At 70.8% G+C, this 24,365-nt stretch carries 18 protein-coding genes; 3 read left to right on the top strand and 15 right to left on the bottom strand.

Annotation, left to right across the window (positions count from 1 at the left end):
- Window positions 1-28 precede the first annotated feature (28 nt).
- The 8 genes from ACLJQM_RS15655 to ACLJQM_RS15690 all read right to left on the bottom strand — a co-directional run bounded on the left by ACLJQM_RS15655 (window position 29) and on the right by ACLJQM_RS15690 (window position 12,202).
- Complete coding sequence (locus tag ACLJQM_RS15655) at window positions 29-898, bottom strand: carbohydrate ABC transporter permease (protein WP_247020169.1); 870 nt, start codon at window positions 896-898, stop codon at window positions 29-31.
- Entirely contained in the window at window positions 895-1,869 is a 975-nt protein-coding gene (locus ACLJQM_RS15660; protein WP_360777024.1) for a carbohydrate ABC transporter permease, read from the bottom strand. The genes ACLJQM_RS15655 and ACLJQM_RS15660 overlap by 4 nt, the downstream gene beginning before the upstream one ends.
- On the bottom strand, window positions 1,847-3,223 hold the full coding sequence (locus tag ACLJQM_RS15665) for an ABC transporter substrate-binding protein (protein ID WP_410631795.1): 1,377 nt from the start codon (window positions 3,221-3,223) through the stop codon (window positions 1,847-1,849). Before ACLJQM_RS15665 ends, ACLJQM_RS15660 begins: the two co-directional genes overlap by 23 nt.
- Window positions 3,224-3,441: 218 nt before the next feature.
- On the bottom strand, window positions 3,442-4,449 hold the full coding sequence (locus ACLJQM_RS15670; protein WP_247020175.1) for a LacI family DNA-binding transcriptional regulator: 1,008 nt from the start codon (window positions 4,447-4,449) through the stop codon (window positions 3,442-3,444).
- A 1,115-nt stretch (window positions 4,450-5,564) separates the two neighbouring features.
- Window positions 5,565-6,959, bottom strand: a complete 1,395-nt coding sequence (locus ACLJQM_RS15675; protein ID WP_410631796.1) for a sensor histidine kinase — start codon at window positions 6,957-6,959, stop codon at window positions 5,565-5,567.
- On the bottom strand, window positions 6,956-7,630 hold the full coding sequence (locus ACLJQM_RS15680) for a response regulator transcription factor (RefSeq protein ID WP_247020179.1): 675 nt from the start codon (window positions 7,628-7,630) through the stop codon (window positions 6,956-6,958). Before ACLJQM_RS15680 ends, ACLJQM_RS15675 begins: the two co-directional genes overlap by 4 nt.
- Window positions 7,631-7,732: 102 nt before the next feature.
- Window positions 7,733-9,907, bottom strand: a complete 2,175-nt coding sequence (locus tag ACLJQM_RS15685) for a discoidin domain-containing protein (protein ID WP_410631797.1) — start codon at window positions 9,905-9,907, stop codon at window positions 7,733-7,735.
- 12 nt (window positions 9,908-9,919) lie between these two features.
- Entirely contained in the window at window positions 9,920-12,202 is a 2,283-nt protein-coding gene (locus ACLJQM_RS15690; protein ID WP_410631798.1) for a discoidin domain-containing protein, read from the bottom strand.
- A 197-nt stretch (window positions 12,203-12,399) separates the two neighbouring features.
- On the opposite strand from ACLJQM_RS15690, the gene ACLJQM_RS15695 reads away from it, so the two are divergent.
- Window positions 12,400-13,182 (top strand): class I SAM-dependent methyltransferase, encoded by a 783-nt coding sequence (locus ACLJQM_RS15695; RefSeq protein WP_360777012.1) that lies wholly within the window; start codon window positions 12,400-12,402, stop codon window positions 13,180-13,182.
- A complete protein-coding gene (locus ACLJQM_RS15700; protein WP_410631799.1) occupies window positions 13,179-14,102 on the top strand; it encodes an alpha/beta hydrolase fold domain-containing protein in 924 nt (307 codons plus the stop codon). Before ACLJQM_RS15695 ends, ACLJQM_RS15700 begins: the two co-directional genes overlap by 4 nt.
- Here ACLJQM_RS15700 and ACLJQM_RS15705 read toward each other — a convergent pair.
- The 5 genes from ACLJQM_RS15705 to ACLJQM_RS15725 all read right to left on the bottom strand — a co-directional run bounded on the left by ACLJQM_RS15705 (window position 14,088) and on the right by ACLJQM_RS15725 (window position 20,830).
- The gene (locus tag ACLJQM_RS15705; RefSeq protein ID WP_410631800.1) at window positions 14,088-15,851 is read right to left on the bottom strand and encodes a choline/carnitine O-acyltransferase; all 1,764 of its coding nucleotides are present in this window, start codon (window positions 15,849-15,851) and stop codon (window positions 14,088-14,090) included. The genes ACLJQM_RS15700 and ACLJQM_RS15705 overlap by 15 nt on opposite strands.
- Entirely contained in the window at window positions 15,848-16,669 is an 822-nt protein-coding gene (locus ACLJQM_RS15710) for a class I SAM-dependent methyltransferase (protein ID WP_410631801.1), read from the bottom strand. Before ACLJQM_RS15710 ends, ACLJQM_RS15705 begins: the two co-directional genes overlap by 4 nt.
- A 19-nt stretch (window positions 16,670-16,688) precedes the next feature.
- On the bottom strand, window positions 16,689-17,543 hold the full coding sequence (locus ACLJQM_RS15715) for an arpA protein (protein WP_410631802.1): 855 nt from the start codon (window positions 17,541-17,543) through the stop codon (window positions 16,689-16,691).
- A 111-nt stretch (window positions 17,544-17,654) separates the two neighbouring features.
- Complete coding sequence (locus ACLJQM_RS15720) at window positions 17,655-18,188, bottom strand: DUF4232 domain-containing protein (protein ID WP_360777002.1); 534 nt, start codon at window positions 18,186-18,188, stop codon at window positions 17,655-17,657.
- A gap of 44 nt (window positions 18,189-18,232) precedes the next feature.
- Window positions 18,233-20,830: a bifunctional FO biosynthesis protein CofGH gene (locus ACLJQM_RS15725; protein ID WP_410631803.1), complete on the bottom strand. Its 2,598-nt coding sequence runs from the start codon at window positions 20,828-20,830 to the stop codon at window positions 18,233-18,235.
- A 153-nt stretch (window positions 20,831-20,983) separates the two neighbouring features.
- On the opposite strand from ACLJQM_RS15725, the gene ACLJQM_RS15730 reads away from it, so the two are divergent.
- On the top strand, window positions 20,984-22,519 hold the full coding sequence (locus ACLJQM_RS15730; protein ID WP_410631822.1) for a transposase: 1,536 nt from the start codon (window positions 20,984-20,986) through the stop codon (window positions 22,517-22,519).
- Here the strand turns inward: ACLJQM_RS15730 and ACLJQM_RS15735 are convergent.
- Both ACLJQM_RS15735 and ACLJQM_RS15740 read right to left on the bottom strand, forming a co-directional pair.
- Entirely contained in the window at window positions 22,504-23,262 is a 759-nt protein-coding gene (locus ACLJQM_RS15735) for an SDR family oxidoreductase (protein WP_410631804.1), read from the bottom strand. The genes ACLJQM_RS15730 and ACLJQM_RS15735 overlap by 16 nt on opposite strands.
- Window positions 23,259-24,056: an alpha/beta fold hydrolase gene (locus ACLJQM_RS15740; RefSeq protein ID WP_410631805.1), complete on the bottom strand. Its 798-nt coding sequence runs from the start codon at window positions 24,054-24,056 to the stop codon at window positions 23,259-23,261. Before ACLJQM_RS15740 ends, ACLJQM_RS15735 begins: the two co-directional genes overlap by 4 nt.
- Between the last annotated feature and the right edge of the window lie 309 nt (window positions 24,057-24,365).

The following is a 24,365-nucleotide window of genomic DNA, read 5'->3' on the forward strand; positions in this document are numbered from 1 at the left end:
AGTGCCCCTCCTTGTTGTTGGGAAGGCCTCAGCCCTTGATGCTGCCGGCGGTCAGCCCGGCGAGGATCTGCCGCTGGAACGCCAGGAACAGCGCCACCATTGGCAGACTGGCCAGCACCATCCCGGCGACGAGCACGTTGAGCGGCATGTCGATCGCCACCCGTTGCAGCATCACCGAGAGCGTCTGCTTTTCGGTGTCCGGGAACACCAGCAGCGGCCAGATGAAGTCCTTCCACGCGGTGACGACCGCGAGGATCGAAACCACGGCCAGGATCGGCCGCGAGATCGGCAGGATGATCCGCCAGAGCGTGCGCACCGGCCCGGCGCCGTCGATGCGCGCCGCTTCGATGAGCTCGTCGGGGATCTGGTCGAAGAACCGCTTCAGCAGGTAGATGTTGAACGCGTTCGCCGCCGCGGGCAGCCAGACCGCGGTCGGCGAGTTGATCAGGTTGAGGTGCAGCAGCGGCAGGTCCGTCACCGTCACGTACGTCGGGACGAGCAGCGCCGTCGCGGGGAGCATCAGCGTGGCCAGCATCAGCCCGAGCACGACGTTGCCGAACTTGGGCCGCAGCTTCGACAGCGCGAACGCGGCCGGGACGTCGATGGCCAGCTGCGCCAGCCACGCGCCGCCGGCGACGACGAGCGTGTTGAGGAAGTACTTGCCCAGGCTCAGCTGGCTCCACGCGTCGGCGAAGGTTTCCGGGTGCCACTCGTGCGGGACGAGCGTCGCCGGCGTCGCGGCCAGTTCCTGCGGTGACTTCAGCGCGCCCGTGATCGCCCAGTAGAGCGGGAACATGAAGGCCAGGATGAAGATCGCGAGCGTGCAAGCGAAAACGACGCCGTAGACGACTTTGCCGCGCGGGCTGCGCAGCGCGGACGGGGAGACGAGGGTCCTCATGACTGGTCCGCCTTCCGCGTCAGCCGGACGTACCACGCCGAGAACACGCCCAGCGCCACGAACAGCAGCAGGCTCATCGCGCTCGCCGCGCCGAAGTCGTTGTAGACGAAGGCGTAGCGGTAGAGCAGCAGGAGCACGGTGACCGTCGAGTCGTCCGGGCCGCCGCCGGTCATCACGTACGGCTCGGTGAACACCTGCATGGTCGCGACGATCTGCAGCAGCAAGAGCACGAGCAGGACGAACCGCGTCTGCGGGAAAGTCACGTGCCGCAGGCGTTTCCACAGCCCGGCGCCGTCGAGTTCGGCGGCTTCGTAGAGCTCGCCGGGGATCGTGCCGAGCGCGGCCAGGTAGATCAGCGTGGTGCTGCCCATGTTGGCCCACGTCGAGACGAAGACCAGCGACAGCATCGCCGTGCCGGACGAGTCGAGCCACTGGCCGCCGGGCAGGCCGACCGCGCCGAGCGCGGAGTTGAACAGGCCGGGACCCGGGTCGTAGAACCACTTCCACATCAGCGCCGTGACGACCGGCGGCAGCATCACCGGGAGGTAGACGGCGAGCCGGAAGAACGCCTTCGCGTGCCGGATTTCGTTGAGCAGCACGGCCGTGAGGAACGGGACGGCGAACCCGAAGACCAGCGCGAGCCCGGTGAACAGCAGCGTGTTGCGCCAGGCGACGCCGAACAGCGGGTCGTCGAACAGCTTCGCGAAGTTGTCGAACCCGACCCACGTCGGCGCGTTGACGAAGTCGACCTGCTGGAAGCTCAGCAGCACGCCGCGCACGATGGGGTACCAGGAAAAGAGCGCGAACACCACGAGCGCGGCGCACAGCAGGCCGTACGCGGTGAGGTTTTCCTTGATCTTGCGCTTGAGCCTGGTGCGGCGGCGGTCTTCCTGCGAGACGGCCGGGCGCCCGGCCCGCGACGAGGACGTCGCGGGCCAGGCGAGGAGGCTACTTGACCTGGGCGAGGACACTGTTGACCTTCGACGCGGCGGACGAGAGCTGCTGGTCGATGTTCGCGTTCTGGTCGGTCAGCACCGCCTGCATCACGCTGTCGAGGGCGGCGTAGATCTGCTGCGCGTTCGGCGGCTCGATGCTGCCCTTGATCTTGCTCGTGGTGTCCACGTAGGACTGGAAGTTCTGCGCGGGAACGTTGGCGTACTTGGCCTTCAGCGCCAGCTGCTGCTCGCGGACCGAGCCGGTCCAGACGTCGGGGGTCGGCTCGGCGGGCAGGCCGACCGGCTGCTTGCCGTCGACGTACTGCTGGATGTGCTTCTCGAAGCGGTCCGGGTTGAGGTACTTCCACTGGATCCACTCGAGGCCGGCCTTGATCTTCTCCGGCGAGGCCTTCGGGTTGACCATGTAGCCCTCGCCGCCGAGGAGGGTGCCCTCGCCGCCGGGCATGCCCGCGATGCCGTAGTCCTCGTACTTGCCGTTGAACTGCTTGACCAGCACCGGCACGTTGTCCGGGGCGGCCATGTACATGCCGAGCTGGCCGGAGCCCATCATCCGCTGCACGTCGGTGGCTTCGAGGAGCTGCTTGGCGCCCATGGAGTTGTCGGTCCAGCGCATGTCGTGCAGGTACTGGAGGGCCTTCTTGCCCTTGTCGTTGTCGAAGTCGGCGACCCACTTGTCGCCGTCCTTGCGGGCGATGTCGCCGCCCATCGAGTACAGCCAGCCGGTCAGGTGCCAGCCGCCCTGGTTGTTCTTGCTGTAGTCGGCGTACCCGACGACCCCGTTGCCCAGCGCGGAGATCTTCTTCGCGGCGTCACGGACCTCGTCCCAGGTCTGCGGCGGCTTGTTCGGGTCGAGCCCGGCCTTCTGGAACAGCGGCTTGCTGTAGAGCAGGCCCATCGTGTAGTTCATCGTCGGCAGGCCGTAGAGCTTGCCGCTCGCGTCCCGGAAGTTGTCGAGCAGTTCCGGCTTGATGTCGTTGATGTGCGGGAGGCTCTTCGCGGCTTCGGTGATGTCGGCTGCTTGGTGGCGCGCGATGATCTGCGCCGGGTCGGTGAAGTAGACGTAGTAGACGTCTTCCAGCTGGCCGCCGGCGAGCTTCGCCGAGAAGGTCTTCGGGTCCATGAAGCCTTCGTGCGGATCGATGTCGATGTTCGGGTGGGAAGCCTCGAACTCCTTGACGTCCGCGTCGAAGACGCTGCGCTCGAACGGCTGGCTGGTCGGCGGCTGCCCGGTGACCGTGATCTTCACCTTGCCGCCGGTCTGAGCGGCGTTGTCGCCGTCACCGCAGGCGGCCAGGGTCAGCGCCAGGCCGCCCGCGGTGAGCAGGCACAACATCCGGCGGGAGACGGTTCGGGACCAGGGACTGCTCATCTCAAGCCTCTTCTCGGGGTCGCGACGGCTGTCACGTGATTGCGGTCACCATAAAGGGATGGACCAGATCGACGCAATAAGACGACGAGAAGTTGCAAGTTACGAACAGGCTGCGGATGGCTGGTGCCCGACAGGGCGCCGGGCCGTGCCGCGGGCACGAAAAAGTGAGCGACGGGTGCGAAACCCGCCGCTCAGCCGAGTGAGGCTTGGGGGTGGGGTCAGGTGGTGCGGCGGGCTGTCGACCCGCGGACCACCAGTTCCGGCGCGAACAGCAGTTCTTCCGCCGCCACCTCGCCGCCGTTGATGCGCTTGACCAGCAGCTCCACCACCGCGCGGCCCATCGCCTCGATCGGCTGGCGGGTGGTCGTCAGGGGCGGGTCGGTGCAGTTCATCAACGCCGAGTCGTCGTAGCCCACCACCGAGATGTCGTCCGGCACCGACAGTCCCTGCCGTCGGGCCGCGCGGACCGCGCCCAGCGCCAGCAGGTCGCTCGCGCACAGCACCGCCGTGGCGCCGCGCGGGTACAGGCGGGCCGCCGCCGCGTGGCCGCCCTCGATGGAAAACATCCCGTGCTCGACCAGCTCGTCCAGCACCGGCAAGCCCAGCTTCGCCGCGTACGACTGGAACGCCGCGAGCTTGCGCTGCGACGGCACGTGGTCCGACGGGCCCAGTACCAGGCCGATCTTCTCGTGCCCCAGCGAACTCAGGTGCCCGACGACCTGCTCCACGGCCACGGCGTCGTCGCACGAAACCTGCGGCAGGCCGAGGTGCTCGACCGCCGCGTTGATCAGGACCGTCGGGAGGCGGCGCTCGACCAGGTGGTGGTAGTGCGAGTGGACCGCGTCCGCCTGCGCGTACAGGCCGCCGGCGAACACCACGCCCGACACCTGCTGCTGCAGGAGCAGCTCGACGTACTCCGCCTCGGACACCCCGCCCGCGGTGCGCGTGCAGAGGACCGGCGTGAAGCCCTGCTGGGCGAGGGCGTTGCCCATGATCTCGGCCAGTGCCGGGAAGATCGGGTTCTGCAGCTCCGGCAGCACCAGCCCGACCAGCCGGGCGCGCTCGCCGCGCAGCTGGGTGGGCCGTTCGTACCCCATCACGTCCAGCGCGGTGAGCACGGCGGCACGGGTGCTGGCGGACACCCCGGACCGGCCGTTGAGCACCCGGCTGACCGTGGCTTCGCTGACCCCGACCTGGCGGGCGACTTCGGCAAGACGACGCGTCATGGGTGAAACTTTACAGCAACCGAGTGCAAAAGTACGACGTGCGGAACCGTGCCGAGCCGGTGATCGACAGTGGCGAAGCGCGCACATCCCGTTCCTAGCTTGGCGATCGTGACCAGCACCCTCGACCGCGGCACCACGACGCGCGGGCTCACCACCCTCTTCGCGCTCGCCCTGGCACTGGCGGCCTACCGCGGCTTCCGGCTGCCGGGCGACTGGGCCGTGACGCTCGAAGCCGTCTCCCTGACCGACGGCTTCCACCGCCGGTTCCTCGTCGGCACCCTGCTCCACCCGCTCGCCCTCGCGACCGGGTACGCGTACTGGGTGTTCGCGGCCGCGGCGTTCGCTGTTCTCGCCGCGGTGCTCGTCGTGGCCGCCGTCGCGTTCGCCCGCGCCCGGCGGCCCGGCCACCGGCTCCTCGTGATCGGCTGGCTGCTCCTGCCGTCCGGCGGCTTCCTCTTCCACGAGGCCGGCTACTTCGACCAGGCCCTCTACCTGCTGCTCTTCGCCGCGCTGTGGCAGCTGCCGCGCCGCCCCGCGGTGGCGTCCGGGCTGCTCACGGCCGCGGTGTTCACCCACGAGATCGCGGCGCTCACCGTGCTACCCGTGTTCGCGCTCGTGCTGCTGCGGCAGTCCTCGGTGCGGATCACGGCGAAGCTGCTCGTGACCCCGGTCGTGGCGGAACTCGCCGTGCTGATGCTTCCCGCGTCGAGCCCCGGCGCCGTCGGCCGGCTCGAAATGGCGCTCGCCACCGCGGACTTCACCCCGCGAGCCGACGCGCTCGCCCTGTTCGAACGCACCCAGAGCCAGAGCTGGCAGCTGTATTCGGTCACCGAAGTCCTGCTGCACCTGGCCCCGATCCTCGCCGTCGTCGTGGCCGGCGCCCTGCTGCAACGCCTCGACGCGCTCGCTGTCGCGGCCGTGGCGGCACCGGCGTTGCTGGCCTTCGCCGGCTGGGACTGGGCGCGCTGGGGGTTCCTGCTGGTCACCAACCTCGCCGTGGTGCTGTGGCTGAGCCCGGCGCTGCGCCCGCTCCCGTTGCTCGTGACCGCGGTGCTGCTCGCGTACCTGCCGCTGCCGTACTTCGACGCCCGGCACCCGCGCGAGCTGGCCGCGAGTCAGCCGCCCCTGGGCAGCCGCACGGTGAACACGGCGCCGCCGTCGTTGTGCGCCGTGAGCGAGCCGCCGTGCGCCAGCACGTTCTCCCGCGCGATCGCCAGCCCGAGCCCACTGCCGTCGGTCGCCTGACGCGCGTGGTCGCCGCGGGTGAACCGGTCGAACAGCACCGGCAGCAGGTCCGCCGGCACCCCCGGGCCGGCGTCGGCGACGCGCACGACGACGTCGTCGCCGGTGCCGTCGAGGGTGACCGTGACCGGCGCGGTCCCGTGCCGGACGGCGTTGCTCAGCAGGTTCGCCACGACGGTGTGCACCCGCCGCGGATCGGCGACGACGGTGACGTCACCGGCGGCCGTCACGGCGGCTTCGACCCCGGTGACCCCGGCGGCGTCGGCGACCAGGTCGGCCAGGTCCACCGGCGCGACCCGCAGGTCGGCCTTCCCGGCGTCGAACCGCGCGATCTCGAGGAGGTCTTCGACGAGCTTCGCGAGCCGCCGGGCCTGCGTGCCGAGGATTTCGGCGGCGCGGGTGCGGGTGGCGGGCTCGGCGTGGTCGAGGGTGTCCACCGTGGCGATCATCGAAGCGAGCGGCGTGCGCAGGTCGTGGGCGACGTCGGCGACGAACCGCTGCTGCTGGCGGTCCTTCGCGTGCAGCTCGTCGATCGACGCGCCGAGCCGCGCGGCCATCGCGTTGAACGACTCGGCGAGCGCGGCGACTTCGTCCCCGCCCTTGACCGGCACCCGCGTCCCCAGCGCGCCCGCGCCGAGTTCGTCGGCCGCCGCGGACAACGCCTTGATCGGACGCCGGATGCGCCGCCCGATCAGCAACGCGGCACCGGCCCCGAGCACGCTCACGACGAGCGCGGTGCGGACGAGCTGCCGGCGCAGCTCGGTCAGGTCGTCGTCGAACCGGCTGAAGTCGAAGAACTGGACGAGGTGGTAGCCGGGGATCGGCAGGTTCGCGTTGACCACGAACACCTTCCGGCCGGTGCCCGGCACCCGCGCGTAGGCGCTGCCGAACTGCTCGGGCCGCCGCTGTTCGAACAGGCCCGCCCGCACGCTCCCCAGCATCGCGAGCTTGTCCGGCACCGGGATGGGCCCGTTCGCGGTCCGCACGACTTCGAGCGGGCCGCCGGGCCGCTCGGTCACCACCGCCCAGTCCGGGTCGACGCCGATCCGGATGCGGTCGAGCCACCCCTCGGTGCCGACCTTCGAGAACTCCTGGAGGAGCTGCCGGTCGGCGCCCGAATTGGCCACGGCCGAGACGGCGAACCGGCCCAGTGCCTCGTCCGCCTGCACCTGGTACGCCGAGTACGCCATGACCGCCGTCGCCGTGGTGGTCACCCCGACGATCGCGGCGACGATCCGGGTCCGGAGGCTGACGGCCGGGAGCTTCACTTGGTCACCAGCCGGTAGCCGAGGCCGCGGACCGTGCGCAGCAGCACCGGGTTCGCGGGGTCGTCCTCGACCTTGGCCCGCAGCCGCGCGACGGCCGCGTCGACGATCCGCGAGTCGCCGACGTAGCCGTAGTCCCAGACGCGCTTGAGCAGCACCTGCCGGCTCAGGACCTGGTCGGGGTGCTCGCCGAACTCGACGAGCAGCCGGATTTCGGTGGCGGTGAGCGCCAGTTCCTCGCCGTCGCGGCTGACGCTCATCGCGGCGGGGTCGATCTCCAGCCCGCCGACGCGCAGCACGCCGTTCCCCGGGGCGGTGGCGCGCGCCCGGCGGCCGATCGCCTTGATCCGCGCGTCCAGCACGCGGGGTTCCGCCGGTTTCACCACGTAGTCGTCGGCGCCGCATTCGAGCCCGGCGACGACGTCGATCGGGTCGCCGCGCGCGGTCAGCAGCACGATCGGCAGCCGGCTGCGGGCCCGGATCCGGCGGCAGACCTCGAACCCGTCCATGCCCGGCAGCATGACGTCGAGGAGGACGAACTCGGCGTCGGCCAGCGCGGTGAGCGCGTGCTCGCCGGTGGGGGCGTGGACGACGTCGTGGCCCAGCGCGCGCAAGGCCAGTGAAAGCGCTTCGGCCAGGGCTCGGTCGTCTTCGACGAGCAGCAAACGCGGCACCGGTCCTCCCCTGGACGATCTCCCGGGCGAGGTTAATGCAGGCCGGCCGGCGACCCGGCGGTTCCGTGCGGAACCGTCGAGCCGCCGTGCCGTTTCGTCACACTAGGCGGCGGCCACCTCGAATTCGGCCACCTGACCCGCGGGCCAGCCGGTGTTGCCGGTGAACGTCAGCCGCACGAACCGCTGCGACGTCGCCGTGAAGGAGGCCGACGCCGTGTTGCCGGAAGCCGGGTCGAACGCGTAGCCGCGCGAACCCACCAGCGTCGTGTACGAGCCGCCGTCGGTGCTGCCGGAGATCGTCACCGTCTCCGTCCGCGCGCCCCACGCCGACGACGGCGGCAGGCGAAGCGTCACTTTGTTGATCGACGCCGCGGCGCCCAGGTCCACCGTCAGCGTCTGCGGGAACGCGTTGTTCGCGCTCTCCCAGTAGCTGGCGGTGGTGCCGTCGTTGGCGTTCGACGGCGGGAACCCGCCCTGCGACGCCGACGCGCTGATCGCTTTGCCCTTCGCGATGTTCGTACCGGACTGCGGCGGCTGCGGCGGGCCCGAGTTCGGCGCGGGCCAGGTCGAGCAGTCGCTCCAGGTGCCGGTCCAGCCGCTGTTGCCGGACCCGCCGAACGTCATCTTCGGGATCGACGCCGGGTAGGGGCAGTTGTACGTCCCGGTCACGCCGACGCCGGACGCGCTGAGGTTGCTGATCGACACCGACCCCTGCGTCTGCGACTGCGCCACGAACGTGCCGGCGCCCTGCACCGAAACGCCGTCGATCGTGATGCCCTGGATCTGCTTGCCCTGCCCGTTGCCGTCGATGAACTGGATCGCCTCGTACGGGCTCTGGATCGCGGTGAACCCGGTGACCCGGATCGTCACGCCGGTGATCGCCTGGTCACGCGCGTCGAACCACAGCGCGCCGACGCCGAACTGCCAGTTCGGGTCGAGCGCCCCGGCCCGCAGCGCGGTGTTTGCCGACAGCGTCACCGTGCCGCCGAGCGGCACCGAGTTGAACCGGTTCGCGACCAGGTAGCCGCCGCCGAGCGCGTTGGTGTCCTGGACGAGGTTGCCGCTCACCGTGTTGTTCGAGCCGCCGTACAACGCGATGCCGTTGGCCAGGTTCGGCTGCACGACGGTGTTGTTCAGCAGCGAGTTGCCCGAGTCGGCCTGGCCGTTGGACCACAGCGCGAGGCCGTCGTCGCCGTTGTTGCGCAGGTAGTTGTTGCGCAACGTCGAGTTCGTGACGGCGCCGTCGAAGTTCACGCCGTCGGCCTGGGTGTCGAGGATGCGGTTGTTCTCGATGGTGAGGTTCGAGGACGCGCCGTTCATCAGCCACAGCCCGCACTTGGTGTCCTGGATCCACAACCCGCTGACGACCGAGCCGTTGCCCAGGACGCCGTGGAACGCGTTGTCCGGGCTGCCGTCGTTGCGCTCGGTCACGTCACCGAAGACCGCGAAGTCGTACAGCTTGATGTTGCCGGACGCGCTGCCGTTGTTGAAGATGTTGTTGCCGTGCAACACCGTGTACCACGGGCCCGCGCCGCGGACGGTGGTCTGGTCGATCTGCAGCGCCGAGCCGATCTCGAACCGGCCCTGCGGAATCCACAGCTCCTTACCCTGCGAGCGCGCCGCGGACAAACCGTTGCGGAACGCCTGTGAGTCGTCCGACGAGTCGTTCGCCGTGGCGCCGTAGTCGGTCACCGACAGCGCGGCGGACGGCTTCGTGCCCGCGCCGCCGACCTGCTCGAAGTCGGCGAGGTCGATGGTGGCCTGCCCGACGTCACCGGAGTCGGCCTGCACCCGGACCTTCGCGCCCGCCGCCAGGTTCTGCCCGAGCAGCACGCGGGCGTCGTCGAAGAAGTGGTGCGTCTTCGAGCCCGTGATGAAGCCGGTGTCCACATAGGTGTAGCGCGACGTCACCGGCAGTGCGAGCTTGGACCCGTTGACCGACACCGAAAGCCGGCCGGACGAACCGTCGGGCAGGTTGTAGTGGACGTTGATCGCGTTGGCCGCCGCGGGCAGCGTGAACTCGACGTACTGGCCGGTCGTGATGCGCACGGCCTGCCGCCCGGAGGCTTCCGAGGCGATGCTGCCCTGGGTGTAGTCGGGGCCGACCGCCGAGCCGTTCGTCGCCGAGCATTCGGCTTCGACGGTCCGGAACGGCACGCTCGCGCCGCCGGAAGCGGTCGTCGGGCAGGTGGCCGCGGCGGCGGGGGTGGCGCCGGAAAGCACGGTCAGGCCGGACGCGGCGAGCGCCACGGCGAGGAGAGCCGGAATGCGGGACATCGTCAGCACCTCTCAGGACGAATAGGCTTCGAGTTCGGACAGCTGCCCGGCGGGCCAGCCGGTGTTGCCGGTGAAGGTCAGGCGCAGGGTGCGCGCCGACGTCGCCGGGAAGGTGATGGTCGCGGTGTTGCCCGAGGCGGGGTTGAACGTGTAGCCCGCGGCGGCCTTGACGCCATCGACCGAGATCGTCTGCGTGCGCGTCCCCCACGCCGAGGACGGCGGCAGCTTCAGCACCAGCCGCGAAACGCCGACGGTGGCACCGAAGTCGACGGTCAGCGTCTGCGGGAACGCGTTGTTCGCGCTCTCCCAGTAGGAGTTCGCGTCGCCGTCGACGGCGTTGGCCGGCGGGAAGCCGCCCTGCGAGCCGGAAGCGGTGACGCTCTTGTGCAGCGCCAGGTTCCCGCCCGGCTGGGTCGGCGTCGTGGTGGTGGTCGGCGGGGTCGTGGTCGGCGGTGGGGTGGTCGTCGTGCCGCCGTTGTCCGAGCCGTACACCGGCGTCGGCCACGAGCCGCAGAACGTCGTCGTCCAGCCCGAGTTCCCGCCCTGGTCGGCCAGGCCCGCCATCGCGTCCGGGCCCATGCAGTTGTAGACGCCGGCCCGGCCGACCCCGGTCGCGACGACGTTCTTCACCGACCCGGTCGGCTTGGCCTGGATCTGCCAGGCGAACGTGCCGGCCCCGGTGATCCGGACGTTCGTGAAGTGCACGTCGGTGGTGGCGCTGTCGATGAACTGGATGGCCTCGTAGTTGTTGTCCTGCAGGTCGAGGTCGGTGACGTCGACGCGGCCGGTGATGGCCGAGTCGCGGCCGTCGAACCACAGCGCACCCACGCCGAACTGCCAGTTCGAGTCGAGCACGCCGGTGCGGATCGCGGTGTTGCGCGCGACCGTCGTCGTCCCCGAGAGCGGCACCGCGCTGAACCGGTTGGCGATGTGGAGGCCGCCGCCCTGGTCCTGGTTGTCCGCCACCACGTTGTCGGACACGGTGTTGTCGTGCCCGCCGTAGATCGCGATGTTGTTGGCGAGGATCGGCAGCAGCACGGTGTTGAAGGAGAACGTGTTGTGGTGGTCGGCGTCGTGCTCGGACCACATCGCGAGGCCGTCGTCGCCGGTGTTGCGCAGGAAGTTGTTCGTCACGGTCACGTTGCTGATGCCCTGGTGCAGGTTCAGCCCGTCGGCGGTCTGGTCGAGGATCCGGTTGCCGGACACGGTGAGCCCGTCGAACGGGCCGTCCAGCCACAGCCCGACCTTCGCGTGCTGCAGCCACAGGTTCTGCACGACCGAGCCGCCGCCCAGCGCGCCGCCGACGGCGTTGGACTGGTCGCAGTCGACGCGGGCGTCGACCTGGCCGATGATCGCGAAGTCGTAGAGCTTCACGGCGCTGCTCGTACCGGGCACGGCCGCGTTGCCGGGGTAGGTCGACGTCCCGCAGCTCGCCGGTTCGCCCTTGCCGAAGATGCCGGCGCGCGGGCCGGTGAGCACCGAGTACCACGGCCCGGCGCCGCGGATCGTCACCTGGTCGACGGTGACGTGGTGGCCGAGGGTGAAGGTGCCGGACGGGATCCAGACCTCCTTGCCCTGGCTCTTCGCCGCGGCCACGGCGGAGTCGAACGCGCCGGCGTCGTCGCTCGTGTCGCCCGCGGTGGCGCCGTAATCGGTGACGGACACCGAGTTCGCCGGCCGCGTCGCCGCGGCGCCGACCTGTTCGAAGTCCGCGAGGTCGATCGTCGCCGGGGTGACGTCGCCCGCGTCGACCTGCAGCTTGATCTTGGTGCCGGCCGGGTACGACGTGCCGAGCAGCGCGCGGGTTTCGTCGTAGAAGTGGTGCGCGTGCCCGTCACCCGGGTTGTTGGTGAACGGGTAGGAGCCGTAGTACCAGGCCCACTTCGACGTCAGCGCGATGTCCCGGTTGTGGGTGCCGCCGACGTAGAGCGAGATCGTCCCGTTCGCGGCATCCGGGACGCTGTAGCGGAAATCGATCGAATTGGCCGGCGCGGTGAGCGTGAACTCGACGTACTGGCCCTGGCCGGAGAGCGTGACCGCCTTCCGGCCGGACGCTTCGCCGGCGAGCGTGCCGGCGGCGCGGTTCGGGCCGATGACCGACCCGTTCGTCGCGGCGTTTTCGGCTTCCTGTTCGAGGAAGGGAACGGTGGCACCGCGGCCGGCGGCGAGCGCCGTGCTTTCCGCGGGTGCGGCGGCGATGGTGAGCCCGGCGGCGGCGATCACGGCGGCGGCTAGCGCGCCGTACCGCGCTGTGAAAGCACTTTTGGGCGCGCTGAAGACAGAGCTGAGGGACATGGGCGGCACTGGCCTTTCCGCAGCAGGTGGGGACCTCTGTGACCGGGATCATACGAATCCTGGACAAGAAATCGCAATAGTTGAACGAACTTACGCAAGTTTGCGACAGGAAGTGACGACTGCGCCGGATGCCCGACGTTCGGTTGCACCCCGCGGAGCAACGCCCCCGACGTCGGCCGCGCTGATAGTTTCTGGGCATGAGCCAGCGACGTGCCGACGGCAGCGCAGGGGACGCGGATTACGGCGCGATCGGTGGCGTGTACACCGATTACCGCAAGCCGGACCCCCGGATCGGCCAGTACCTCCTCGACGCGCTGGGCGACGCGCGGACCGTGCTCAACGTCGGTGCGGGCGCCGGCGCGTACGAGCCGGAAGACCGGGAAGTGACCGCGGTCGAGCCGTCGGCGTCGATGCGCGCGCAGCGGCCGCCGGGCCTGCCGCCCGCGGTGGACGCCGTCGCCGAAAAGCTGCCGTTCCCGGACCGCGCGTTCGAAGGCGCGATGAGCACGTTCAGCGTGCACCAGTGGAACGACCTCTGGGCCGGGCTGAAGGAGGTGCGCCGCGTGACCCGCGGCCCGGTCGCCGTCCTGACCTGCGACCCGGCCCTGCTGCGGCGGTTCTGGCTGCTCGACTACGCGCCCGAGGTGATCGAAACCGAGGCCCGGCGCTACCCGTCGGTCGACGACATCGCCGACGGGCTGGGCGGGCACACGTCGATCATCGGCGTGCCGATCCCGAGCGACTGCACCGACGGCTTCAACGAGGCCTACTACGCGCGGCCGGAGCGGCTGCTGGACCCGGGCGCGCGGCTGTCGTGCTCGGCGTGGAGCTTCGTCGACGACCGCGTGCACCACCGCTTCGCCGCGGAACTGCAGCACGACCTCGACGACGGCACCTGGGACCGCCGCTACGGCAAGCTTCGCGAACAGCCGACGTTCGACGGTTCGCTGGTGCTCGTCGTCTCGGACCCGACGGCATGACGCCGCCGCCGTTCGACCCGGAGCTCGCGCCGATCGTCGAAGCGCTCCGGGCCCTGCGCCCGCCGCTGGCTTCGCCGGCCGACATCCCGGGCCGCCGCGAGCTGAACGCCGTGGAGCACAAGACCGTGGCGGAGCTGGCGGCCGCGTACCCGGCGTACCGCGTCTCGGAGGAGCACGCGGGCGACGTCCCGCTGCTGGTGCTGGCGCCGGCTGCGAGCGTGGGAGTCCTGTACTACGTCCACGGCGGCGGCACGATCGTGGGCAGCCACCTCGGCTCGGACGTGCCGAACCTGCTGGACTGGGCGGGCGAAGCGAACCTGACCGTCGTCTCCCCGGGGTACCGGCTGGCGCCGGAGCACCCGTACCCGGCGCCGGTCGAGGACTGCTACGCCGGACTCCGCTGGACCGCCGAGAACGTCCCGGGCCGGTTGGTCGCCGGCGGCATCAGCGCGGGCGGCGGCCTCGCGGCGGCGACGGCGCTGCTGGCCCGCGACCGCGGCGGCCCGGCGCTGGCCGGCCAGCTGCTGCTCTGCCCGATGCTGGACGACCGCAACGACACGCCGTCGGCGATCGACCTCGACGGCCGCGGTCTGTGGGACCGCACGGCGAACAACGTCGGCTGGACGGCCTACCTCGGCGACCGCCGCGGCACCGCCGACGTCCCGCCGTACGCGGCCGCGGCCCGCGCCGAGGACCTGTCCGGCCTGCCCCCGGCGTTCCTGGACGTCGGCACGGCGGAGACGTTCCGCGACGAGGTGGTGGCGTACGCGTCCCGCCTCTGGCAGGCGGGCGGCGAGGCCGAGCTCCACGTGTGGCCGGGCGGCTTCCACGGCTTCGCCTCGTTGGCCCCGAAGGCGGCGATCAGCCGGGCGGCCCGAGCCGCCCGGCTGACCTGGCTGCACCGCCTACTCGGCCAGTAGCTCCTGCAGCTCCCGCACCGCGACCGCCAGTTCGTCGGCGAAGCGGTGCATCTCCGCCGACACGTGCTTCGGCGTGCTCAGGTAGATGTTCCAGCGGTCCGGCAGCAGCACGTACGCGATGCCGATGCACTGCGGGCTCGTCGAGCCGAACCCGAAGTACTGGATGTTGACCGACGGCGCCGAGCTCGTGCTCAGGTAGTCGTCGCGGGTCTTCAGCCAGCCCGGTGAGGAGTACAGCGCCGGCTCCGAGGTGTCCCCGCGCCGTTTCCCGATCAGCTGCAGCTCCCACAGGTGCTGCTCGGGCGCGTCCCCGGCCTGGCACTCCTTCGCACGCGCGACGTGCTTGGCCGCCGCCGCGCGGAACGCCGAGCGCTTCTCCTCGGCGGACGCGGCCGGGTCGGTCAGGACGTCGGCGAAGCGCACCACCTCCGGCGTGACGACCCGCATCGCCTCGGTGCGGCCGTTGCGGAACTGCCGGGTGGCGATCGACTCGTACGTCGCCCCCGTCAGGCCCTTCGCGCGGCGGTGCGCCAGCTGGTACGCCATCTGCGCGAACGCGTCCGGCGACATCCCGAGCTCCTTGGCCCGGTCGGCTCCGAAGCCGAACGACACCGTCTGCGTCGCCGTGGCGTCCGCGTACGCCCGGAAGGCGATCCCGGCCGCCAGCGCGTCTTCGCGGAGGGAGTCGGTCAGCGTGAAGTCGACCGGCTCGTAACCGGGGACGCCCGAAGCCGGCTCCCGCTCCGCCCGCGAACCGCTCAGCAGCGCGTCGGTGAAGCCGAGGATCGTGGTGCCGTCGAGTTCGCAGTGCTCGACGTTGATCCCCGCGGTGCCGTCCTCGAAGACGATCAGCGACACGGCCTTGTCGTACCAGCGGTTGTCGCCGTACAGCAGCCGGTCACTCGCCTCCAGCGTGTCCGACGGCGCGAAATCGTCCAGGCACAGGCAGAACAACGCGGTCTCGATCGTCTCCAGCGCGGCCGCGTTGCCCGCGTCGAGCAACGCGGTCCGCGAATCCGCCCAGTCCGCACGCGCCTTCGTGGTGAAGTGCCCGGGAGGAACTTCGGCCACGTGGTCGTCCTTGAGGATCGCCCGCAGCGTTTCCGCCAGCTGCGCCGGCGAGTACGGACGGCCGTCCCCGCCGATGACCTCCATCCGGAACGGCGTGTCGTGGTGGAACACGACGATGTGCCGCTCCCGCGAGGGTCCTTCCCAGCCTTCGCGGTACGGCGTGCGCGCGGTGTCCAGCACCTGGCCCGGGATGCGCGTCGCCGAGAACAGGTACTTGTGCTGCACCATCGACTGCGGTGTGCCGCGCAGCAGCACCGGCGGCACCTGCTCCTCGTCGAGCTTCAGCTTGTAGTCCACGGCGGACGCGGTCAGCTCGGCCGCGCGCTCCACCTGGCCCAGCGGGGAGTCCTGGAACAGGAAGAAGAAGTTGGCGTTGAGCGCGATCCGGTCGCGACGGCCGAGGTAGCGGTACGGCCAGAACGTGTCGAGCCAGCTGTGCACGCCGGGGGACCGGTCGTACTCCTCGAGCGCGGCCTGCAGCTCGTGCGCCGGGCTGCCCGGCGCCAGGAACTCCGCGACGGCCGCTTCGGTCTCCGCGAGTTCGTCCGGGGTCAGCAGCGGGGCGCACCACTCGAGGAAGCGGCGGCCGCTGTCCTCCAGCGTGGGCACGGGGACGCGGGGGAGCCGCTCCTCGTTGCCGAAGGTGCGGGTGGACCAGTCCGGACTGCTCACGATCATCCTTCTTCGCGCGGTTCGAGCGCGGCGGCCAGTGCGGCCGCGCCTTCGGGACGGGAAACGAACAACCGGGCGTAGAGCCACCCTTCGGACTCGAGCCCGGCGGGGTCGACGCCGGCGGCGTCGAGGGTGTCGAGGATCTGCGTCTGCTCCTCGGCGGAGGCGAACCGCCGCTGCTGGAACACCCCGCCGACCTCGGCGGTCTCGTAGCCCAGCTCGGCCAGGCTCTCGGCGACCGGGTCGTAGGAGAACATCCGCAGCACGAAGTGCGCCATCCACGGCCGCGCGCCGCGCGCGATCCGCGAGATCGTCTTCTCGGTGACGTAGCCGACGCAGCCGGTGGAGATCACGAGGTCGACGTCGTCGAGGAGCTTCCGCTGCGTGCTGTCCGGGTCTTCGCGCTCGAGGTCGGCGTGGATCGCCTCGTCGAGGAACCCGGTGGAAAGCGCGTACTCGAGCGCGGGCGCCGACGCGTCGAGACCGTAGAACCGCGCGCCGCCGTCGCCGACGATCCGGGCCCGGTCCGCCTCGATCAGCGACGCGTGGTCCAGCGCGGTCACGGCCGGGTCGGTGTAGTGGGCGAAGAGGTCGTCCATCGTGGCGTCACACCGCCGGAGCGCCGCGCTGACGCCGTAGGAGCAGCCGACGTCGAGCACGGTCGGGCGCTCCGCGGGATGTTCGGCGATCAGCTTCGCGAAGTACGGCTTCGCGAGCTGGGGGATGCGGTAATCGACGCGCCGCAGCGTCCCGAAGAACGGGCGCGGGTCGGGCGCGGTGTAGATGTGGTCGAACGAGATCTTGCCGGTCGAGTCGAAGGCCACGGGCCAGGCTCCTGATCTCTCAGTCGAGCAGTTCGTCGCCGCGAACGGCGCTCCCGGTGAGGTGCGCGGGCAGGGTCCGGCCGAACAGCTGCCTGGTCCGCTCCGCGCTGCCGATCACCCCCGGTCGCTCGCTGTAGGCGAAGATCGCGGAATGCCGCGCGATCGCGCCCTCCACCGTACTGACCCGGTGCAAGGCGAAGCGCCCTTTGAACAATTGGAGGTCGCCCGGGCGGAGCTCCAGCCGCCGCACCAGGCGGGTGTCACCGGCCAGGACCGCCCGCACCGCGGGGAAGTTTTCGTCGACGGTGGACCGGATGTCCGGGCAGAACTCGAAGGTGCCGCCCGCGTCCGGGACCTGCGTCAGCATGCTGACGGTGTAGGCGTTCGTGTCGAAGTGCCACGGGTGCGCGCGGCCGGGCGCGATCACGTTGATCGTCAGCCCGGCCAGCGGGTCGGCCAGCTCGTGCAGTTCCGGCAGGCCGAAGCAGTCGGCGACGAACCGCTGGAACAGCGGGCTGGTGTAGAGCCGGTCGATGATCGACGACGCGGGGATCCGGTCACGGGCGACGAAGGCGTTGCCGCGTTCCATGATCGTCCGGCCGGGGTGGTCCGCCGGCAGCGGTTCGCCGATCGCGGTGTTGTAGGCGTTGACCTTTTCGATCTTCGTGTACGCGTGCGGTTCGAGTTCGGCGCACTCGGTGCGCAAGACTTCCCGCAGTTCCGGCCGGACGAAGTCGGCCATCACGCTGCAGCCGGCTTCGGCCAGGTCCGCGCGCGTGCGCTCGACGATTTCCCGCCAGGCGGCGCTTCCCGGATCGGTGAGGGGGTAGCGCTCGGTGTCGACCATGCCCAGTGTGTCCACGGAGGTGCTCATCGAAGTCCTTCCGGCAGGTGAAGCTTCGGTGCTTGCCCTGGTCGTGAAGGAAAGAGTTAGCACAGATCCCAGGCGGTCACCCGGGGGTTTGTGAGCGGTGACACAAGGTCATCAGCCGCCGATTTCGGTGGCCCACGAACTGAGCGTGACGGTGTCCGTGGTGCCCAGATCGGTGTCGAGGGGCTGCTTTTGCTCAGGTTCGCCAGGGACCGGGACCACCGAGATCGCCGCGCCCGTGCGCGTGTCGCCGGAAGTGACGGTGGCCGACCAGGCGAGCACGGCCACCACCTTCGCGCCCGGTTGGACGGTCAGGTCCTGCGGCCCGAGGTCGCGCGCGAAGTACGAAGTGCCGTGCTCGACCTTGACGTCCAGGGCCGTTCCGTCACCCGCCAGCACCTTCAGGTCCGGGTAGCCGGTGACCTTCCGCGGCGCGGTGTCCCGGTTGGTCAGCGTCAGAACGCTCGCGCGGTGCCCCAGCCCGGCTTCGACCGGTCCGACCGAAAGGGACAGCCCGCTCGACGGCGGCGGCGCGTACGTCGGGCTCGGGCTCGGCGTCACTGTGGGCACCGGAGCGGGCGGCGGCGGACTGGCGCAGCCGGCCAGGAGCGCGAGGACGAAAAGCGGCACGATGCGAGAAACCCCCATGCGCCGGAACGATAGCGGGCGCCGGTCACCCGGCGCCCGCCACCTCACGGGGTCAGCAGCGGCAGCAGCGGCTTGCGCACCGCCGTCGCCACCCCGTCCGAAGCCTCCGCCGCGGCGAGCCGCTCGGCCGAGGGGCGGCCGTAGCCCGTGGTGCGCTGCACCAGCGGGCGGCCCAGTGGTTCGACCAGCTCGCGCATGTCGCTGATCGTCTTGTACGAACCGTTCGACGCGCCGGCCATCCGGCTGATCGTCTCCTCCATCAGCGTGCCGCCGATGTCGTTGACACCGCCCCGCAGCACCGCGCGGCTGCCCTCGGTGCCGAGCTTCACCCAGGAGCTCTGGATGTTGTCGATCATGCCGTGCAGCAGCAGCCGGGACAGTGCGTGCACCGCCCGGTTCTCGTTCTGCGTCGCGCCCGGGCGGGCCAGCCCGGCGAGGTAGATCGGCGAGCTCTGGTGGATGAACGGCAGCAGCACGAACTCGCTGAACCCGCGCTTGCCGTGCTTCTCCAGGCCTTCGCGCTGCAGCCGTGCGAGCAGCTTGAGGTGCGCGACCCAGTGCGCCGGCGTGTCGACGTGGCCGTACATCATCGTCGACGTCGTCGGCAGCCCGACTTCGTGCGCCGTCGTGACGACCTTGATCCACTCCGACGTCGGCAGCTTGCCCTTGGTGAGCACCCAGCGGACGTCGTCGTCGAGGATCTCCGCCGCCGTGCCCGGCAGCGAGTCCACGCCGGACTCCTTCGCCGCGATCAGCCAGTCGCGAAGGGACAGGTTGGTCCGCGAAGCGCCGTTCACGACCTCCATCGGGCTGTAGGAGTGCAGGTGGATGTCCGGCTGACGGCGCTTGACCTCGGCCGCGAGGTCGAAGTACGCGGTGCCGGGCAGGTCCGGGTGGATGCCGCCCTGCATGCAGATCTCGGTCGCGCCCGCGGCCCACGCCTCGTCGACGCGGTCGCCGACCTGCTCCAGCGAGAGCGTGTACGCGTCGGCGTCGGTGCGACGCTGGGCGAAGGCGCAGAAGCGGCAGCCCGTGTAGCAGACGTTCGTGAAGTTGATGTTCCGCGTGACGACGAAGGTGACGTCGTCACCGACCGTCTCCCGCCGCAGGTCGTCGGCGAGCTTCGTGAACGCGTCCAGTTCCTTGCCTTCGGCCGACAGCAGCGCGAGCGCGGCGTCGTCGGAGAGCCCGGCCGGGTCCTTTTCCGCACTGCGCAAGGCTTCCAGGACGGTGGAGTCGAACTTCTGCGGCCCGGTCTTGATCCGGTCGCCGATCTCCTTCCAGTCCCCGTAGACGGAGTCGAAGTCGCTGCGGCGGTCTTCGGTGCGGCCGGTGGTGTCGATCTCGGTGTGCAGGGCGGTGCGCCCGGACTCCTGCCAGCCGCCGTCCGGCTCCTGCCACGGGATGCCGACCGGCATGGCGCCTTCGCGGGCCATCCCGGTTTCGTGGTCGACGAGCGCGGCGACGTGCCGCGTGATCCGCGGGTCCAGCCACGGCTCGCCGGCCTTGACGTACTCCGGGTAGATGGTGAGCCGTTCCTTGAGGTCGAAGCCGGCCTTCTCGGTGCGCCGGGCGAGCTCGTCGATCTGCGGCCACGCGCGTTCCGGGTTGACGTGGTCCGGGGTCAGCGGCGAGACACCGCCCCAGTCGTCGATGCCGGCGCGGATCATCAGGTCGTACTGGCTGCCGATCAGGTTCGGCGGCGCCTGGATGCGCATCTTCGGGCCGAGCACCAGCCGCGCGACCGCGATGTTCGCGGCCAGCTCTTCGAGGTCGGCGTCCGGGGTCGCGCGCATCTTCGTGTCCGGTTTGGCCCGGAAGTTCTGCACGATGACTTCCTGGATGCCGCCGTAGGTCTTGGCGACCTTGCGGATCTCGAACAGCGCGTCCGCGCGCTCCTCGAACGTCTCTCCGATGCCGATGAGGACACCGGTGGTGAACGGGACGCTGCTGCGCCCGGCGTCTTCGAGCACTCGCAGCCGGACGGCCGGATCCTTGTCCGGGGAGCCGTAGTGCGGGCCGCCCTTCTCGCTCCACAGCCGGGTCGCGGTCGTCTCGAGCATCATGCCCATCGACGGCGCGACCGGCTTGAGCCGCTGGAAGTCCTGCCAGGTCAGCACGCCTGGGTTGAGGTGCGGCAGCAGGCCGGTCTCTTCGAGGACGCGGATGGCCATCGCGCGGACGTAGCTGAGCGTGTCGTCGTAGCCGTGCGCGTCCAGCCAGTCGCGGGCGGCCTTCCAGCGGTCCTCGGGGCGGTCGCCGAGGGTGAAGAGGGCCTCCTTGCAGCCCATCTCCGCGCCCTTGCGGGCGATGTCGAGGACCTCGTCGGGCGAGAGGAACGGCGATTCGAGCCGGCCCGGCACCGTGACGAACGTGCAGTAGCCGCAGCGGTCGCGGCACAGCCGGGTCAGCGGGATGAACACCTTGCGGCTGTAGGTGATGATGCCGGCGCGCCCGGCTTCGGCCAGGCCGGCGTCGCGGATGCGCGACGCGTACTCGGAAAGCTTCCCCAGGTCTTCGCCGCGGGCGTGCAGCAGGACGGCCGCCTCGGCTACGTCGAGTGTCTTCCCGTCACGCGCCCGGGCGAGCGCGCGGCGCATCGCGGAGGCGGTCGGGGTGGTGGCGTCGGGTTCGGGTCCCATTCCACCCACGCTAGGACCGTCCTCGCGCGACCAGCCAGTGTGCGTTCCGCACCTGGCTCACCCGATCGATGCACGTGATCGTCGTCGCAGGTCAGCGCGCCGGGCGGGTTGTCGATCACCGGCCGGAGGTGTATTACCTAAAGGGTGGCATCTGTGGTCGGCAAGAAGATCGGCGGCCGGACGTACTACTACCTGGCGGAGTCCGCCCGCGTCGACGGCAAGCCCCGGGTGGTCACCCAGCGCTACCTCGGCACGGCCGACGAGATCGCCCGGGCCGTCCCGGGCGGCGAACCGGCCGCGGCTTCGCACCGGACGTACGGCGACGTCGCGGCGGTGTGGGCGACGCTGTCCCGGCTGGACTTCGTCCGCCGCGTCGACGACGTCGTGCGGTCGAAACCCTCGCTGGGGCTGAGCCTCGCGGTCGCGGTGCTGCACCGCGCGACCGCGCCGGAGACGCCGATCGGGCAGTGGTGGGCGGCGAGCCCGGCCGCGGACCTGGTCCGGTTGTCCACAGTGGATGGTCTGTGGCGGGCGCTCGAACGCCTGACCCCGCAGCGGATCGCGGGCATCGAGGAGACCGTTTCCACCGCCGTCCTCGAGACGCTCGACGACCACGAGGCTCTCGCCGTCGACGTCCCGCAGTTCGCTGTGTTCGCCCCCGCGGACTGCACGCTGCCCTCGGCCTGCCGGGAGGTGCTCGCCGGTGTGGGGCTGCGCGTCACCCGTGACGGCGCCATCCCGCTGGCCTCGCGGCTGTACCGCCGCGACAACGCCCCGACGTTCGCTGCGCTGACCGGCGAGCTGGGCCCGGCGACGCTGGTCTTCCACGCCGGGCAGGCCGCGCAGCTCGACCTCGGTTCCCGCAGCGGGTTCGTCGGCTCGCTGCCGCTGACCGACCACCCGGAGCTGCTGACGCAGCCCGCGTCCGCCCGCAAGCGCGTCGACCCCGAGCGGTTCGCCGGGCTCACCGCGCTGGACACGCACGCGGTGGTCGACGGGGTCCGCCGCCGGGTGATCCTGACCCACTCGGCGACCCTGCACGCGGCCCAGTCCCGGGCGTTCGCCGACGAGCTGGCCACCACCACCCGCGAGCTGGACGGCCTGGCCGCGGCGCTGGCCGCCGGCACCCACCGCGGCGACCGCGCGCAGGTGCACGCCGAAATCGGCCGGGTCACGCGGGGCCGGCGCATCGAACGCGTCCTCACCGCCGTGCTCAGCGGCACCCGGCCCGGCGAGATCCGGGTGGAACGGCGGATCGACGCCGCCGCCCTGGCCCGGCTGGACGACGAGTTCTTCGGCAAGCAGGTGCTGGTCACCGACCGGGACTGGCCGGTCGGCGACGTCGTCACGGCCTACCGCGCCCGCACTCACCTCGAGTCGACGTTCCGCTGGCTGACCGGGCCCGCGCTCACCGGCCCGACCCCGCGCTGGGAGTGGACGCGCGCGCGGATCGCGGCCCACGGCCTGGTGTCGGTGCTGGCGGCGACGGTGACCCACCTGATGCGCCGCGAGGCGGACCGGGCGGGCATGAACCTGTCGGTCCGGGAGCTGCTGGACCGGCTCGCGGGCATCGGCGAGCTGGTACTGACGTACCCGTCGACCGGCGGGCGGCCGCGGACCAAGCGCCTGCTGACCGGGTCGGACCCGGAGCAGCAGGCGCTCCTCTCCTTGTTTCAGGACTCCCGGTAGATCTGCAGCGGCGAGAAGCTCTGCACCACCGGCATCAGCTCGATGACGTTGATGTTCACGTGCTTCGGCTGACTCGCTGCCCAGTAGACGGACTCGGCGACGTCGTCCGCGGTCAGCGGCGTGGTGCCCTCGTAGACCTTGTCGGCCTTGGCCGCGTCGCCGTCGAAGCGGACCTTCGAGAAGTCCGTGCCGCCGACCATGCCGGGCTCGACGTTCGTCACCCGGACGCCGGTGCCGTGCAGGTCGCTGCGCAGGTTGAGGCTGAACTGGTGGACGAACGCCTTGGTCGCGCCGTAGACGTTGCCGCCGGGGTAGGGGTAGGTGCCGGCGATCGAGCCGATGTTGATGACGTGGCCGCGGCCGCGCTCGACCATGCCGGGCAGCAGCGCGCGCGTGACGTGCGCGAGGCCGCGGACGTTGGTCGCGATCATCTGGTCCCAGTCGTCGAGGTGGGCCTGGTGGGCGGGCTCGAGGCCCTTCGCCAGGCCGGCGTTGTTGACCAGGACGTCGATCTCCCGCCAGTCCTCCGGGAGCTGCTCGACGACGGTCTTCACGGCCTCGGGGTCGCTGACGTCGAGGGGCACCGGCAGGACGGCGTCGCCGAGCTCGCCGGCGAGCTTCTCGAGCTTGTCCCCGCTGCGGGCGACGGCGATCACGCGGGCGCCCTCGGCGACGAACCGGCGCGCGATGGCGGCACCGAAGCCGGCGCTCGCGCCGGTCACGAACACGGTCTGCTGGGTCATGGGGTGAACCTTTTTCCGGTCAGGAACGCACTGAGGGCGTCGTCGAACTCGGTCTCGCGCTCCAGGTTAGGCAGGTGGCCCGCGCCTTCGATCACCACCAGGGTCGAATCCGCCACCTCCCGGTGGATGAGCTCGGCGTCGGCGACGGGGGTGAACTCGTCCTCGCTGCCGACGACGACCAGGGTGGGGACTCCTATATGGGTGAGCGTCGGCGTGTAGTCGGGGCGCTCGGCACGTCCGCGCAGCGCGGCCGCGGCTCCTCCCGCGGGAGCGTCGCGCATCATCCGCCGGACGTGCGCTTCGACGTCCGGCCTGGTCGCGCGGGTCCGCTTCGAGATCATCTTGGGGAGGAGCTCGTCGGCGTAGGCGGCCATCCCCTCTTCGAGGATCCTCGCGGCGGTGTCGATGCGCGCCTGCTTGACCTCGGGGGTGTCGAGGCCGGCGAAGGTGTCGGCCAAGAGGAGGGCCTCGACCCGGTCGGGGTGGTCCTCGACGAGCTGCATGACGATCTGGCCGCCCATGGAGAGGCCGCCGAGCACGAAGCGGTCCAGCCCGAGGTGGTCGGCCAGCTCGACGAGGTCGTTCGCGAAGGCGTCGAGGCCGGTCTTGGTGCCGGTGGTCCCGCTGGTCTTGCTCTCGCCGTAGCCGCGGAGGTCGGGGGTCACGACCCGGTGGCCCCGCTCGGCCAGGTACTCCGCTTGGGGCCGCCACAGGGAGCGGTCGAAGGGGTGGCCGTGGACCAGCAGGACCGGACGGCCGTCCCGCGGGCCGAGGTCGTCGTGCGCGAGGTTCATGCGGCCGACGCTAAGCGGAGCACTGGCGCGGTGCAATACGGTGCAATGTACTCGGAGCAATGTTTTTCCCTGGCGCTCGCGGGCGGTTCGGGGCAGACTGGGCCGCAGACGGGGTCCGTCACGGGGTCTGACCTGCGCTGATCTTGTTAAGGGACCCCCCTGTTTCGGGCCCTTTCGGGGCATGTAAAGTTCTCCAAGTCGCCAGGGAAACCGGGTGGCCACCGGGACACGAACCAAGCTCTCGCGGAAAGCGATTGAGTGGGTGTCCCACCAAAAACTGCTAGGAATACTCGCTTCGAGTAAGGCCGC

This window comes from Amycolatopsis sp. cmx-4-83 (assembly GCF_046548815.1).
Classification (GTDB): Bacteria; Actinomycetota; Actinomycetes; order Mycobacteriales; family Pseudonocardiaceae; genus Amycolatopsis; species Amycolatopsis pretoriensis_A.